Origin of the sequence: Streptomyces sp. Z423-1, from assembly GCF_013009255.1 — a bacterium.
In the GTDB taxonomy this organism is placed as follows: domain Bacteria; phylum Actinomycetota; class Actinomycetes; order Streptomycetales; family Streptomycetaceae; genus Streptomyces; species Streptomyces gossypiisoli.
The window spans coordinates 5598235-5612940 of record NZ_CP053109.1 but is presented as its reverse complement, the minus strand read 5'-3'; the positions used below and the strand labels follow the sequence as shown (position 1 = coordinate 5612940).

At 70.9% G+C, this 14706-nt stretch carries 10 protein-coding genes; 5 read left to right on the top strand and 5 right to left on the bottom strand.

What is annotated here, in order from left to right; translation table 11 throughout:
- Positions 1-118 precede the first annotated feature (118 nt).
- Positions 119-301 carry an antitoxin gene (locus HJD23_RS25175; RefSeq protein WP_171108311.1) on the top strand — a complete coding sequence of 61 codons (183 nt, stop codon included), beginning with the start codon at positions 119-121 and terminating at the stop codon, positions 299-301.
- Positions 302-432: 131 nt separating this feature from the next.
- On the opposite strand, the gene HJD23_RS25170 is transcribed toward HJD23_RS25175, so the two are convergent.
- Positions 433-1341: a hypothetical protein gene (locus HJD23_RS25170; protein WP_171108308.1), complete on the bottom strand. Its 909-nt coding sequence runs from the start codon at positions 1339-1341 to the stop codon at positions 433-435.
- A gap of 102 nt (positions 1342-1443) precedes the next feature.
- Here HJD23_RS25170 and HJD23_RS25165 point away from each other — a divergent pair, with 102 nt between their 5' ends.
- Entirely contained in the window at positions 1444-2034 is a 591-nt protein-coding gene (locus HJD23_RS25165) for a TetR/AcrR family transcriptional regulator (RefSeq protein ID WP_171108307.1), read from the top strand.
- A 142-nt stretch (positions 2035-2176) separates the two neighbouring features.
- On the opposite strand, the gene mfd is transcribed toward HJD23_RS25165, so the two are convergent.
- The 3 genes from mfd to HJD23_RS25150 all read right to left on the bottom strand — a co-directional run bounded on the left by mfd (position 2177) and on the right by HJD23_RS25150 (position 9342).
- On the bottom strand, positions 2177-5710 hold the full coding sequence (gene mfd / locus HJD23_RS25160) for a transcription-repair coupling factor (protein WP_171108305.1): 3534 nt from the start codon (positions 5708-5710) through the stop codon (positions 2177-2179).
- Between the two features lie 267 nt (positions 5711-5977).
- On the bottom strand, positions 5978-8557 hold the full coding sequence (locus HJD23_RS25155) for an ABC transporter permease (protein ID WP_171108302.1): 2580 nt from the start codon (positions 8555-8557) through the stop codon (positions 5978-5980).
- Entirely contained in the window at positions 8554-9342 is a 789-nt protein-coding gene (locus HJD23_RS25150) for an ABC transporter ATP-binding protein (protein ID WP_171108300.1), read from the bottom strand. Before HJD23_RS25150 ends, HJD23_RS25155 begins: the two co-directional genes overlap by 4 nt.
- Positions 9343-9799: 457 nt before the next feature.
- On the opposite strand from HJD23_RS25150, the gene HJD23_RS25145 reads away from it, so the two are divergent.
- From HJD23_RS25145 to HJD23_RS25135, 3 genes are all read left to right on the top strand, one after another.
- A complete protein-coding gene (locus HJD23_RS25145; protein ID WP_171108298.1) occupies positions 9800-11287 on the top strand; it encodes an MFS transporter in 1488 nt (495 codons plus the stop codon).
- Positions 11288-11640: 353 nt separating this feature from the next.
- Positions 11641-12126, top strand: coding sequence for a DUF485 domain-containing protein (locus HJD23_RS25140; RefSeq protein ID WP_171108297.1), 486 nt, complete (start codon positions 11641-11643; stop codon positions 12124-12126).
- On the top strand, positions 12123-13733 hold the full coding sequence (locus HJD23_RS25135; protein WP_171108294.1) for a cation acetate symporter: 1611 nt from the start codon (positions 12123-12125) through the stop codon (positions 13731-13733). The genes HJD23_RS25140 and HJD23_RS25135 overlap by 4 nt, the downstream gene beginning before the upstream one ends.
- A 26-nt stretch (positions 13734-13759) precedes the next feature.
- Here the strand turns inward: HJD23_RS25135 and HJD23_RS25130 are convergent, their stop codons facing one another.
- Positions 13760-14650: a cellulose-binding protein gene (locus HJD23_RS25130; RefSeq protein ID WP_171108292.1), complete on the bottom strand. Its 891-nt coding sequence runs from the start codon at positions 14648-14650 to the stop codon at positions 13760-13762.
- Positions 14651-14706: the final 56 nt, after the last annotated feature.

Sequence of the window (14706 nt, the reverse complement as noted above, 5' to 3'; positions counted from 1 at the left end):
GGTAGTGCCTGGTGCCACGGTAGCGGCCGAGAGGTCCAGACCATAGCGGTCTCAACACGGCATGCCTCGCATCTGCGGCGTATCGTCGGTTCTGAGTCACCTCCGGAAGGAGCTCTGGATGGGCATCTTCGACAGGTTCAAGAACAAGGCGGCGCAGGACAGGGCCCGGAAAATGTCCGATGCCGCGGAGAAGAAGGCCAACGAGAGGACGGGCAACAAGTACGAGGACCAGGTCGACGCCGCCCAGCAGAACATCGAGGGCAGGCTCGGCATGGACCGCGACAGGCCCGAGCAGCAGTAGGCCGGAGACTCACGGAGGGCACTTGGCCGACCGCGTGGGGCATGACGGACGCCCCGGCGGCGGCTCACTGAGCCATCTGGGAACAGAGGCCGTCCGCGGCGCCCACCGCGGGCGGCCTTCCTTGCTGTGCATCAGACCTTCCCGATTCCGAGCGTCGTCTCCGACGGCAGCAGGCCCGAACCGATGACCGTGACCCAGTAGTCGCCGAGCAGTTCGGCAAGGCGGGCGGTGGACTCGGGACCGAGGGAGTTCCAAGGGGCGGCCGCCAGTTGGTCGGTGTGGTGCTCGACCTGGTGGCGCAAGGCTCGGCCTGCCTCCGTGGCCGTACCGTCCTCGTCCATCAGCCCTCGCGCGGCCAGGCGTTGGCGTGCGGCCGCCCACTCGTCGGCGCTCCAGCCGCGGCTCGCGAAGCGTTCGACGGAGGCGGCGCCTATCGCGGCGAAGGACACGAGGGCCTCTGCCGGGTCGAGGCCGGCGATGAGCAGGGCGGCCAGGTGGCCGTCGCCGCGGTGTTCGCGCAGGATCGTCGCCGCGTGCCACAGCTGGAGGTGCGGGGCGTCCGGCCAGGGCAGCGTGGCGTTGGCCGCGGCTAGCGGGCGGCCCGCCGTGTTCGCCGCCTCGGCCGCACGCCGGGCGAGGGCGGCGGCCTCCGCCAGGTCGGGGCTGTCCACACGGTCGCCGAACAGCGTCCGGTACGCCCGGTCGACCGCCCGCTGTCGCGCCGCCAGCACGGACTCTGGGCTCGCGACCGTCCACGCACGGTCGATGTGTTCGGCGACCATGCCGGGAGCGAAGCTGTAGAAGGCGGAGGCCACGGCGCGGCTGCCGACCGGGCCCAACGGCGCGGCGCGGAACGGGAAGTAGCTCGGCCAGCGTTCCTCGGTGGCGTATGCGAGCGCGGCGGCCTCCTCGAACGCCTCCGGCGCGTAGTACAGCACCGCGTGCAGTGGCTCCAGCAGATGCCAGAGCCGGCGTACCCGCGCGGGCTCGACACCCCCACTTGAGCCCGCCCCGGCCACCTCATCGGCGTACTTCGACATGACACGACCCCCGTCCCCATCGCATGCACAACTTGACACTGCCAAGATTGCCCGAGCGTCCGCGAACTTGTCAATGCCTAGATCGTGCGTACGCTGCTCACCATGACCGAAAAGACCGACGGGGCCGCGAAGACGCCTCGCCCCTACCACCACGGCGACCTACGCCGCGCCATCCTCACCGCCGCGCTCGACGTCATCGCCGCCGACGGTCCCTCCGCGCTGAGCCTGCGTGACCTCGCCCGACGCGCCGGGGTGTCGCACGCCGCCCCGGCCCACCACTTCAAGGACCGCACCGGCCTGCTCACGGCCATCGCCGCCGAGGGTTTCGGGCTGCTCGCGCAGACGATCAAGGACGCGGCCGACCTCAAGGACGCGGGGGTGCGCTACGTCCGCTTCGCCCGCGAGCATCCCGCCCACTTCCAGGTGATGTTCACCCCCGACCTGCTGCGTGCCGGCGACCTGGAACTCACCACCGCCCGCGCCCTCGCCGGTGACGCCCTGCGCGAGGCCGTCACCGCCGTAAGTCCCGAGAGCCGCGGCACCGACGCCCGCCTCGCCGGTGTCGCCGCCTGGTCCCTGGCCCACGGCTTCGCCACGCTGCTCCTCGGCCACAACCTCGACGACCCGGTGGGCGACCGGGACCCCGAGGAGGTGTTCCGGACACTGGCGACGATGCTGTTCCGCTCCACCTGACCGCAGGGGCCTCGCCAGTGAGGCACCCGGCCCGGCCGCCGCTGGGCGAGCCGTGCAACCACCAAGCCCCGCGACGCGCCCCCCGAGCCCTACAACCACCAAGCCCCGCGACGCGCCCCCCGAGCCGTACGACCACCAACCCCTACGACCCCAGAATCGACGCCAGGAACTCCCCGACCCAGCCCAGCAACTCCCGCCCGACCAACGGCTTCCCGCCCACCTTCGCCGTCTTCGGACGCGGCACCAGCACCTGGTGCACCGCCGGCTTGATGACCGTCCCCGGGTACAGCCGCTTGACCCGCAGTTCCTGCGACTCCCGCAACTCCACCGGCGCGAAGCGGATGTTGTTCCCCTGGAGCACGATCTCACCCACGCCGCACGCGCGTGCGAGCATGCGCAGGCCGGCCACCAGGAGCAGGTTCTCCACCGGCTCGGGCAGCTTGCCGTACCGGTCGACGAGTTCCTCCCGTACGGCCTTGATGTCCTCCTCGGAGTTGGCGGAGGCGATCGAACGGTAGGCCTGGAGGCGCAGCCGCTCGCCCGGCGCGTACTCGTGCGGGACGTGCGCGTCGACCGGCAGTTCGATCTTGACCTCGAGCGGCGGCTCCTCCTCGATCTCGCCGGTCTCCAGCTGCCGCCGGTAGTCCGCGACCGCCTCGCCGACCATCCGGACGTACAGGTCGAAGCCGACGCCCGCGATGTGCCCGGACTGTTCGCCGCCGAGGAGGTTTCCGGCGCCGCGGATCTCCAGGTCCTTCATGGCCACGTACATGCCCGCGCCCATCTCCGTGTGCTGGGCGATGGTGGCGAGCCGCTCATGGGCGGTCTCGGTCAGCGGCTTCTCCGGCGGGTACAGGAAGTACGCGTACCCGCGCTCCCGCCCACGCCCGACGCGCCCGCGCAGCTGGTGCAGCTGCGACAGACCGAAGGTGTCCCCTCGTTCAACGATCAGCGTGTTCGCATTCGAGATGTCGATGCCGGACTCGACGATCGTCGTCGACACCAGTACGTCGAACTTCTTCTCCCAGAAGTCGACGACGACCTGCTCCAGCGCCGACTCCGACATCTGCCCGTGCGCCGTGGCGATACGCGCCTCGGGGACGATCTCACGCAGCCGGGCGGCGGCGCGGTCGATGGACTCGACGCGGTTGTGGATGTAGAAGACCTGGCCCTCGCGCAGCAGCTCACGGCGGATGGCCGCGCCGATCTGCTTCTCCTCGTAGGGGCCGACGAAGGTCAGCACCGGGTGCCGTTCCTCCGGCGGGGTGGTGATCGTCGACATCTCGCGGATGCCGGTGACCGCCATCTCCAGCGTGCGCGGGATCGGGGTGGCGGACATCGTCAGTACGTCGACGTTGGCGCGCAGTTTCTTCAGCTGCTCCTTGTGCTCGACGCCGAACCGCTGCTCCTCGTCGACGATGACCAGGCCCAGGTCCTTGAACTTGGTCTCCGAGGAGAACAGGCGGTGCGTGCCGATGACGATGTCCACCGAGCCCTCGCGCAGGCCCTCCAGGACCGCCTTGGCCTCGGTGTCCGTCTGGAACCGGGACAGCGCCTTCACGCTCACCGGGAACTGCGCGTACCGGTCGCTGAACGTCCCGAAGTGCTGCTGCACCAGTAGCGTCGTCGGTACCAGGACCGCCACCTGCTTGCCGTCCTGTACGGCCTTGAAGGCGGCCCGGACCGCGATCTCCGTCTTGCCATAGCCGACGTCGCCGCAGATCAGACGGTCCATCGGGACCGACTTCTCCATGTCCTCCTTGACCTCGGCGATGGTCGTCAGCTGGTCGGGCGTCTCCGCGTACGGGAACGCGTCCTCCAGCTCGCGCTGCCACGGAGTGTCCGGCGCGAAGGTGTGCCCGGGGGCCGCCATGCGCGCGCTGTACAGCTTGATGAGGTCCGCCGCGATCTCCTTGACGGCCTTCTTCGCGCGTGCCTTGGTCTTCGTCCAGTCCGCGCCGCCCAGGCGGTGCAGCGTGGGCGCCTCACCGCCGACGTACTTGGTGATCTGCTCCAGCTGGTCGGTGGGGATGTACAGGCGGTCGCCGGGCTGGCCGCGCTTGGCGGGGGCGTACTCCACCACCAGGTACTCGCGGGTCGCGCCCTGCACGGTGCGCTGCACCATCTCGATGTAGCGGCCCACGCCGTGCTGCTCGTGGACGATGTAGTCGCCCGCCTCCAGGGTGAGCGGGTCGATGGTCTTGCGGCGGCGGGCGGGCATGCGGGCGCCGTCGCGGCCGGCCGCCTTCTGGCCGGACAGATCCGTCTCGGTGAGCACGGCGAGCCTGAGGGCCGGGTCGACGAAGCCGTGGTCGATCGAGCCGCACGCCACGTGCACCACGGACGGGGAGATCGCCCCCAGGTCGGCCTCCAGCCGGGCCGCGATGCCCTCGCCGCCGAGTACCTCGACCGTGCGGGCGGCCGGGCCGTGGCCCTCGGTGACGAAGACCGTGCGCCAGCCGTCGGCGAGCCACCCCTTGGTGTCGGCGAGCGCCTTGGCGGTGTCGCCGCGGTAGGTCTCGGGGGCGTGCATGCCGAGCTTGAGCGTGTCCGCGTCCAGCTCCTCGGCGGCGGCGAACGGCGCGACCGACCACCACATCATGTCCAGCTCACGCGCCCGGTCCCGGACGTCAGCGATGGACCACAGGGAAGCCGCGTCGACGTCGATGGGCGCCTCACCGCCGCCGGCGGTGGCCGCCCAGGACGCCTGCAGGAACTCCCGCGAGGTCGCCACGAGATCCGCGGCACGCGTGCGGACCCGCTCCGGATCGCATACAACGGCCATGGCGCCCTTGGGCAGTACGTCCAGCAGCAGCTCCATGTCGTCGACGAGGACCGGCGCGAGCGACTCCATGCCCTCCACGGCGATGCCCTCGGCGATCTTGCCGAGCAGCTCGCCGAGCTCGGGGTGCTCTTCGGCGAGGGCACGCGCGCGTGCGCGTACGTCGTCGGTGAGCAGCAGCTCACGGCAGGGCGGGGCCCACAGGCCGTGCTCGGCGACTTCGAGGGAGCGCTGGTCGGCGACCTTGAAGTAGCGGATCTCCTCGACGTCGTCGCCCCAGAACTCGATGCGCAGGGGGTGTTCCTCGGTGGGCGGGAACACATCGAGGATCCCGCCGCGTACGGCGAACTCGCCCCGCTTCTCGACCAGCTCCACGCGCGCGTACGCGGCGGCGGCGAGGGCGTCGACGACCTCGTTCAGGTCGGCGGTCTGCCCCGTCCTCAGCGCCACCGGCTCCAGGTCGCCCAGGCCCTTGACCTGCGGCTGCAGCACGGACCGGATGGGGGCAACGACGACGGAGACCGGGCCGGTCTCGGGGTCGTCGGGGCTGGGGTGGGCCAGCCTGCGCAGCACGGCGAGGCGGCGGCCCACGGTGTCGCTGCGCGGGCTCAGCCGCTCGTGCGGGAGCGTCTCCCATGCCGGGTACTCCACGACGCCGTCCGGCGGCAGCAGCGACCGCAGGGCCGCCGCCAGGTCCTCCGCCTCGCGTCCGGTCGCCGTCACCGCCAGCACGGGGCGGCCGCTCTCACGGGCCAGCGCGGCGACCGCGAAGGGGCGGGCCGCCTGGGGGCCGACCAGGTCGACGTGCATCCGGTTGCCGTCCGTGGCCGCCTTGATCGCTTCCGCGAGTGCGGCGTCCTTGACGACGGCGTCGAGCAGACCGTGCAGGCTCATGGGGGGCTTTCCGTCCGGGATGGCAGGGGGCTGATGTCAGGGGCTGGCTCGGGGCAGGGATGGGCAACGCGAACCACCCGACACGCGGGGCGGGCCGGGGGTCTCCAGAGTACGTCGCCGCCGCGGGTGTCACTCTCCTGGCCGACCCACACATCGGATCAGGAGGGCGACGCCCCGCTGCGGCGCGCATGCAGCGGGGCCCGGCGCCGTGAGTCCCCCAGGACTCCTCGACGCCGGGCCCTCCCCCGCAACCCCCGTGTGCGGTGGCTACTCGGTGGCGATGGCGTTGAGGACGTTCATGCGGCCCGCCCGGAAGGCCGGTATCAGGGCGGCGAACAGGCCCACGAAGGCCGAGCCGATGAACACCGCGCCGATGGTCGGCCACGGGATCTCCAGCACGTTCAGCCCCTCCAGGGCGAGCAGTTGCTGCGCCGTGGCGCCCCAGCCCATGCCCAGTCCCAGGCCCAGCAGGGCACCGAAGAGGGCGATCACGACCGACTCCAGGCGGATCATCCGACGCAGTTGCCGGCGCGAGAGCCCGATCGCCCGCATCAGGCCGATCTCCCGGGTCCGCTCGACCACCGACAGGGCGAGCGTGTTCACGACGCCCAGGATCGCGACGATGATCGCGAGGGCCAGCAGGCCGTAGATCATGTTCAGCAGCTGCCCGATCTGGTCCTTCAGGGCTTCCTTGTAGTCGGTCTGGTCCCGGACGCTGTACTGCGGGTAGTCGTCCAGCGCCGCCTTCAGCGCCGTGTACGCGGCCGTCTCCTGGCCGTCCTTCGCCGAGGCGAAGAGCAGCGTGTCGAGCGGCATCTTGTCGGCCGGGACATAGTTGGCGAGGGTGTCGATCGACGTGTACATCGCGCCCTGGTCGATCACCGCGTCGCTGCCGGTGATGGCCCGGACCGTCAGCTGGGCGGTGGAGCCGTCCTCGAAGTCGACGGCGATCTTGGAGCCGAGGCTGACGCCGTGGTCGTTGGCGTACTCCTCGTGCACGGACATCGAGTCGGGCCGGTAGGCGTCGGCGAGGTTGCCCGCGACGGTCTCGACCCGCAGGTCCTGCGCGTACGTCGGGTCGGCGGCCGTGATGGCGGTGTCCTTGGACGTCTTGCCGTCAGGGGTGGTGAAGTCGGCCTTCGTCCACTTGTACTCGGTGACGCGGTCCACGCCGTCGGCCGCCTTCACGGCCTCGACCGCCTGCGGCGTGATCAGCTGGCCGCTGTCGGACTGCACGATGAAGTCCGTACCGACGCTCTTGTCGAGCTCCTCCGTCGCCGAGGCGACCATCGACGAGCCGACCACCGACAGGCAGGCCACCAGCGCCAGCCCGATCATCAGCGCGGCGCCCGTGGCGCCCGTGCGGCGCGGGTTGCGCAGCGCGTTGCGCTCGGCCATCCGGCCGACGGGGCCGAATATCCGCAGCACGATCGCGCCGAGCACCCGGACCACTGCGCCCGCCAGCAGCGGACCGATGACGACGAAGCCGATCAGCGACAGCACCACGCCCGCGCCCAGCCACAGGGCACCCTCGCTCGCCTTGTCGGCGGCGGCCGCCAGGTACAGCCCGACCCCGCCCGCTCCCGTCAGCAGGACGCCGAGCACGGCGCGGACGAGGCCCGCCTTGGCGTCGGCGGGGGCGCCCGCGTCGCGCAGCGCGGCCATCGGGGAGACCTTGCCGGCGCGGCGGGCCGGGAGGTAGGCGGCCAGGACGGTGACCACGACACCCAGGACGAGGCCGACCACCGGGGTGCTCCACACGACCGTCAGGTCGTCCGTCGAGAGGTTCATGCCCATGGCGCCCATGAGCTTCATCAGGCCGACCGCGAGCCCCACGCCCGCGCCGACGCCCAGCACGGAGCCGACGAGGCCGAGCAGCAGCGCCTCGATCAGCACCGAGCGGTTGACCTGCTTGCGGCTCGATCCGATCGCCCGCATCAGGCCGATCTCGCGGGTGCGCTGGGCGACCAGCATGGAGAAGGTGTTGATGATCAGGAAGACGCCGACGAGGAAGGCGATCCCGGCGAAGCCGAGCATCGCGTACTTGATGACGCCCATGAACTCCTGGACGTCCTCGGCGTTGGCGTCCGCGACCTCCTTGGCCGTCTGCACCTTGTAGCCGCCGTCGAGCGCGGTGGTGACGTTCTTCTTCAGCTGGGCGTCGCTGACGCCGGGCGCGGCGGTGACGTTGACGTTGGTGTACACCCCGGTCTCACCGACCAGGGTCTGCTGGGCGGTCTTCGTGTCGAGGTAGAAGATCGCGGCGCCGGGGTTGGTGACGGTGAAGTCGGCGATGCCGGAGACGTTCGCCCGGTGCGTGCCGACGGCGGTGATGATGCCGATCTCGTCGCCCAGCTTCAGGCCGTGCTTGTCGGCGGTGTCCGCGTCGACCATCACCTGGTCGGCGCCCTTGGGCGCGGAACCGGAGGTGATCTCCATGGTGCGGGCGTCGTTGGCGTTCCAGTTGCCGACGATGGTCGGCGCGCCGGTGGTCGGGGAGAGGCTGTCCTTGTCGGCGTCGATGACGGTCACCGACGTCGAGAAGACCGTCCCCTCGGCCGACTGCACGCCGTCCGCCTTGCCGACCTCGTCGACGACGGAGGCCGGCATGACCGGGGGCTTGCCGTTGTCCGCGGTGGTCTCGCCGGTGTCCGACGAGTCCTTGGCGCTGACCGTGACGTCCGAGGCGGTGGCCGCGAACAGCTTGTCGAAGGTCGTGTTCATCGTGTCGGTGAACACCAGCGTGCCGCACACGAAGGCCACCGACAGCAGCACGGCGACGGCCGACAGGGCCATGCGCCCCTTGTGCCCGAGGAAGTTGCGCATGGAGGTCTTCAGCACGGTCATGACGTGCGCCCCCGGGCGTCGAAGTCCTTCATGCGGTCCAGGACGGCGTCGGCCGTCGGCCGGTGCATCTCGTCGACGATCCGGCCGTCGGCGAGATACAGCACGCGGTCCGCGTACGACGCGGCCACCGGGTCGTGCGTGACCATCACGATGGTCTGTCCCAGCTCGTCCACGGACCGGCGCAGGAAGCCCAGCACTTCGGCGCCCGCGCGCGAGTCGAGGTTTCCGGTCGGCTCGTCACCGAAGATGATCTCCGGCCGGGCGGCCAGCGCCCGCGCCACGGCGACGCGTTGCTGCTGACCGCCGGAGAGCTGTGTCGGCCGGTGCTTGAGTCGCCCGGCGAGCCCGACGGTGTCCACGACACGGTCCAGCCACGCCTTGTCGGGCTTGCGGCCGGCGATGTCCATGGGCAGCGTGATGTTCTCTATCGCGTTCAGCGTCGGCAGCAGGTTGAACGCCTGGAAGATGAACCCGATCCGGTCCCGTCGAAGCTGCGTCAGCTTCTTGTCCTTCAGACCGGTGATCTCGGTCTCGTCGAGGTAGATCTGCCCGCTCGTGACGGTGTCGAGCCCGGCCAGGCAGTGCATCAGAGTGGACTTGCCCGATCCCGACGGGCCCATGATGGCGGTGAACTGGCCGCGGGCGATGTCCACGTCGACATGGTCGAGGGCGACGACGCGGGTCTCCCCGGCCCCGTATGCCTTGACGACCTGCCGCGCCCGCGCGGCAACGGCCGTACGCTCTCCAGTGCCCCCGTGCCTGGGAATGGTTACAGCCGATGTCACCGTATGTCTCCTATGTCGGTCAGCAGTTGGCCCGCACGTGCCCGTACCAGCCCGTGGCCCGTGGCCCGTACTGAGTCGTGCGAAGTGGTACGTCGATGAGTCTCGCGGCAGGAGGCGGTACCGATCGATGGTGTACAGCCCCCTGTTTCACTGAGGAAAACCCCACCCCCGAAGGTGCGGAACACCGCCTCCCGGCACCCACGGCCTTGCCCCCCGGCGACGCCCTCAGCGGTGTAAAGCCAGGTTAAGGACGGCCTGGGCGCCTCTCGTCCTCCGCCGGAACGAACCCTCCCTGACCCCTGATGCGGAGATTCCCCCTAGGGGCAGTCCCCCCTCGGGCGGAGGCCGTCTCAGGGTCGGTCCTTCCTGCGGCCCACTCAGGCTGCACCCTCCCGCCGCGTGAAGGTCAAGTGGGAAGCTGTCGGACGGCAGATAGGTGCAAGGGGAAGGAATCTGCGTGGGCAGCACCGGACCCGCCGTGCGCGACACCGCGCGGCGCGCCGCAACCGACAAGCGGGGAGCGGTCGTAGCGGCGCTCATGCTCTCCATGGCGCTGGCAGCACTCGACTCCACCGTCGTCTCCACTGCCGTACCGCAGATCGTCGGCGACCTGGGCGGCTTCTCCGTCTTCTCCTGGCTCTTCTCCGGCTATCTGCTCGCCGTCACCGTCACCCTCCCCCTCTACGGCAAGCTCTCCGACACCTTCGGCCGCAAACCGGTCCTCATAGCGGGCGCGTCCGTCTTCCTCCTCGGCTCCCTGCTGTGCGCGCTCGCCTGGAACATGTGGGTGCTGATCGTCTTCCGCATCGTCCAGGGCCTGGGCGGCGGCGCCCTCCAGGGCACGGTCCAGACCCTCGCCGCCGACCTGTATCCGCTGGAGGAACGCCCGAGGATCCAGGCCAAGCTCTCCACGGTGTGGGCGGTGTCGGCGGTCGCCGGACCGGCCGTCGGAGGGGTCCTCGCCGCGTACGCCGACTGGCGCTGGATCTTCCTGGTCAACCTGCCCATCGGCGGCCTCGCACTGTGGCTGATCGTCCGTCACCTGCACGAGCCGCGGCGCGAGACAGCCACACGCGCGCGTGTGGACTGGTCGGGCGCGCTCACCGTGTTCGTCTGCGGTGGGGTCCTGCTGACCGCGCTGGTGCAGGGCGGAGTGGCGTGGCCCTGGCTGTCGGCGCCGTCGCTGGCCCTGCTGGGCACGGGGCTCGCGCTCGTCGCGCTCCTCGTGGTGATCGAACGCCGGGCGGCCGAACCGATCATTCCCGGCTGGGTCTGGCGCCGCCGTACGATCGCCGCGGTCAACCTCGCGCTGGGCGCGCTGGGACTGCTCATGGTCGCCCCGGCCGTGTTCCTGCCGACGTACGCCCAGTCCGTGCTCGGCCTCGGCCCGGTCGCCGCCGGATTCGTGCTCTCCGTGTGGACGTTGAGCTGGCCGGTCTCGGCGGCGCTCAGCCAGCACGTGTACCGCCGGATCGGCTTCCGCGACACCGCCGTGCTCGGCATCGGCACGGCCACCCTGATCCTGCTCGCCTTCCCCCTGCTGCCGTACCCGGGCGAGGCCTGGCAGCCCGCGCTCCTGATGCTCCTCCTGGGGGCCGCGCTCGGCCTGTTCCAACTCCCCCTCATCGTCGGCGTCCAGTCCACCGTCGGCTGGTCCGAACGCGGCACGGCCACGGCCTCGATCCTCTTCTGCCGCCAGACCGGCCAGACCGTCGGGGCGTCCCTCTTCGGTGCCGTCGCCAACGGCGTGCTCGCGGGCCGTCTCGGCAGTGCGGACCTCGACGCCGTCACCCACGGCCTCGGCATCGCGTCCGAGGCGACCCGACGGGCCATCGCGGACGCCGTCCACGCCGTGTACCTGGGCGCTGCGTGCGCCGCCGCCCTCGCCTTCCTGGTGCTGCTGGTACTGGCGCCGCGCCGCTTCCCGGTCATCGACGAGCACTGACGCACATCCGCACGACCGGTTCGCGGGGAGCCGGGCCGCGCGACGAGAGCCGTCCCTCAGGGCCTCCCGCCAAGGGACGGCTCTCGTCCCCTAGGGCCTCGCCCTCAACGCCGGTGCCGGGGCGGGCCGTTCACCCGTCTTCCCTGTGGGACGCCGCTCACGGCGCGCCAAAAGTCGGAGTTAACGCGGGTAACAGCGCAGGTCACGCACGGGTTGCAGAAGTAAGCGCATACCGACCACTCAGTTTGTCCAAAACCCCACGCGCCCAGGGCCCGCCGAGTAGCGTGCGTGGCCCGCCCCCCCACCTCCCTGCGGTCCGCCGCCACGGACCCGAGCCGCGCAAGGAGCACGGGATGTCCCACGACCCGTTGTCGCCATACCCGCGATATCCGTCAAATCCGCCGCCGCCCGACCACTCCTTCTCGCCGCTGCCCCACAACGTCCCGACCGCCTCACCGACGTACCCCACCTACCCCTGGCAACCGGAGCCACGGCCCGAGCCCGCCACGCGGCGTGCGCCGGTGCACGCGCCGCTCGGGCACCACAGCGACCTGCGCATCCTGCGCAGCGCCTACCGCTGGCAGCGGCGGGTGGCGACACTCACCGCGCTCGGCTACTTCACGGTGTTTCTGGTGCTGTCGGCGTTCGCGCCGGGGTTCATGACGGCCGAGGTCCCCGGTGGGCTGCCGGCCGGGCTGCTGCTCGCGCTGGCCCAACTGCCGGTCACCTGGCTGGCGATCGGGCTGTACGAGCACACCGCGCGCGTGCGGGTCGATCCGCTCGCGGACCGGATCCGCCGGCAGGCCGCGCTGGACGCCAGGCGGGGGGCCGCACGGTGACCGGCTTCAGTGAGTCGGCGGAGACGATGTCGCTGGTCGCGTTCACCGTCGTCGCCACGATCACGCTGCTGCTGTGTGTGATGACCGGCCCCGACCGGGACGACCTCGACGAGTTCTACACCGGCTACAGCTCCCTGTCCTCGATGCGCAACGGCCTGGCGATCGCCGGTGACTACATCTCCGCGGCGACCGTGCTCGGCACGGGTGGGGTGATCGCGCTGTACGGCCACGACGGGATCGTGCTGGCGCTCAGTACGGCCCTGTCGCTGATGCTGCTGATGTTCCTGCTGGCGGAACCTCTGCGGAACGCGGGCCGTTTCACGATGGGAGACGCCTTCGCACGCCGTATGCCGGGGCGGTGTGTGCGGGTGACCGCGTGTGTGGTGACGCTGGCCGCGCTGTTGCCGATGATGCTGGTCCAGCTCGCGGGCACGGGACAGTTGATGGCCTTTCTGCTGGGGTTTTCCAATACGAAGGTGGAGACGGGCTGCATCGTCGGGCTGGGCGCCCTGATGATCAGTTACGCCGCGATCGGGGGGATGAAAGGGACCGCACTCATCCAGATTCTGAAGATGGTGATGCTGCTCGGGTCGGGGGCTGTGGTCGCCTTGCTCGTGCTGAACAAGTTCGACTGGGATCCCGTCGCGCTGTTCGACACGGCGGCGGAGCGCAGCGGAGTGGACGCCGCGTTCCTCAGCTCCGGGCTGCAGTTCGAGGGCGGGCCGTTCCCCCGGCTCGACATGATCACCGCCGAGTTGTGCGTGGTGCTGGGCGGCGCCTGCCTTCCGCACGTCACCATGCGCATGTACACCGCGTCCAGCGCCCGGCAGGTACGCCGGTCGATGTCCTGGGCGGTGTCCAGCGTCGCGGTCTTCGTGCTGATCATCACGGTCGTCGGCATCGGCGCGACCGCGCTGATCGGCCGCGAGACCATCGCACGCGCCGACCCGCAAGGCAACTCCGCTTATCTGCTGGGCTCGCAGGCGGCACTCGGACCGGAGGTGACCACCGGGGAGACGTTCCTGTTCACGGCGGTCACCACCGCCGTCTTCCTGACGGTGCTCGCCTCGGTCGCCGGGATGATCCTCGCCTGCGCCAACTCCCTCGCCCACGACGTCTTCGCCGGCCGCGTCCAGGACCTGACCGCCCGCCGCGAGATGACACTGGCCCGCGTCTCCGCCGCCGCGATCGGCGTTCCGGCGATCCTGCTGGCCACGCTGGTCCAGCACCGCAGCCTGCAACCCCTGGTGACGCTGTCCTTCTCCCTGGGCGCCTCCGCCATAGCGCCCGCCCTGGTCTACGCCCTCTTCTGGCGCCGCTACACCCGAACCGGCCTGCTGAGCACCCTCATCGGCGGCTCCCTCGCGGTCGTGATCCTGATGCCCGGCACCAACCTGGTCTCCGGATCGCCCGTCTCCGCCTTCCCCGAGGCCGACTTCACGTACTTCCCCTTCACGACGACGGGCCTGGTCTCCGTCCCCCTGGGCTTCGCCTTCGGATGGCTGGGGACGATGGCGTCCGGGCGGCGGAAGGCGGAGGAGCAGCGGCGGCAGTACGAGGCGGTGGAGGGGTGGATTCTGGCGGGGGCGGTACGCAGAAAGGGCTGACCGCGCGCGGGGACGCCCGGCGGTGCTCACTCCGTCGGCGCGTGCCCGCCCGTCAGCGCCGCGAGGCTGTTGCGTACGTAGTCGATGTGCGCCTGTACGTCGTCCCAGCGCTCCCCGTGCTCCCGCAACACCCGTTCCGTCTCGCGGGCGATCTGCTCCTCACGCATCCGCGCCTGCGCGAGCACCTCGGCGGCCAGCGCCCGCGCCTCCTCCTGCCGCTGCTCGACGGCCTGCTCGGCGTCGGCGAACTCCTGCTGCGCCTCGGCCAACGCGGCCTCCGCGCGCGCGAACCGCTCGGCGTACTGCGCGTCCACGGCGGCGGCGCCCTCCTCGGCCTCGCGTTCCACCGCGGCCCAGCGCTCGGCGTGCTCCTTCTCCTGCTCGGCCAGCATCGCGGCGGTACGCTGCCGGACCTCGCGCAACGCGGAAAGCGCCTCCGCGCGCCCCTCCTTCACCTCACGCCGGGCGGAGATACGGATCTCGTCCGCCTCGGCCTGCGCCGCGAGCAACCGGTGCCGGGCACGTTCCTCGACCTCCGCCAGCAGCGCGTCCGCCTCCTCCTGCGCCGCCCGGCGCACGCCTTCGACGTACGCCTCGGCCTGCGCAAGCTGCTCGCGCGCCGCGCGCCGGGCGCGCTCCGGTACCGCCGCGGCCTCCTCCTGCGCCATCTGGAAAAGGCGCCGCGCGCCTTCGCCCAGCGCCTCGTACGTCTGCTGCGGAAGCTCGGCCACCGTCTCGCGCAGTTCCTCGGCCTCCTCCTCCATCTCCCTGGCCAGGACGGTGAGGCGGGCGGCTCGTTCCCAGGCGGCGTCACGATCCTCGGACAACGCGTCGGCGTACGCATCGACCTGCTCGGGGCGGTAGCCACGCCCCCGGACTGTCACAAAGCCATGCGGCGACACGGATGCGCTGCTCATTGCGGAACCCCTCGAGGGACGTCGATTTAGCGCATATTTTGATGTATCAGACAGAA

What these genes read in the sequence shown, in the direction of transcription:
- HJD23_RS25175 (WP_171108311.1), top strand. Translation starts at nt 119, where the DNA reads ATGGGCATCTTCGACAGGTTCAAGAACAAGGCGGCGCAGGACAGGGCC.
- HJD23_RS25170 (WP_171108308.1), bottom strand. Translation starts at nt 1,341, where the DNA reads ATGTCGAAGTACGCCGATGAGGTGGCCGGGGCGGGCTCAAGTGGGGGT.
- HJD23_RS25165 (WP_171108307.1), top strand. Translation starts at nt 1,444, where the DNA reads ATGACCGAAAAGACCGACGGGGCCGCGAAGACGCCTCGCCCCTACCAC.
- mfd (WP_171108305.1), bottom strand. Translation starts at nt 5,710, where the DNA reads ATGAGCCTGCACGGTCTGCTCGACGCCGTCGTCAAGGACGCCGCACTC.
- HJD23_RS25155 (WP_171108302.1), bottom strand. Translation starts at nt 8,557, where the DNA reads ATGACCGTGCTGAAGACCTCCATGCGCAACTTCCTCGGGCACAAGGGG.
- HJD23_RS25140 (WP_171108297.1), top strand. Translation starts at nt 11,641, where the DNA reads ATGTCCCACGACCCGTTGTCGCCATACCCGCGATATCCGTCAAATCCG.
- HJD23_RS25130 (WP_171108292.1), bottom strand. Translation starts at nt 14,650, where the DNA reads ATGAGCAGCGCATCCGTGTCGCCGCATGGCTTTGTGACAGTCCGGGGG.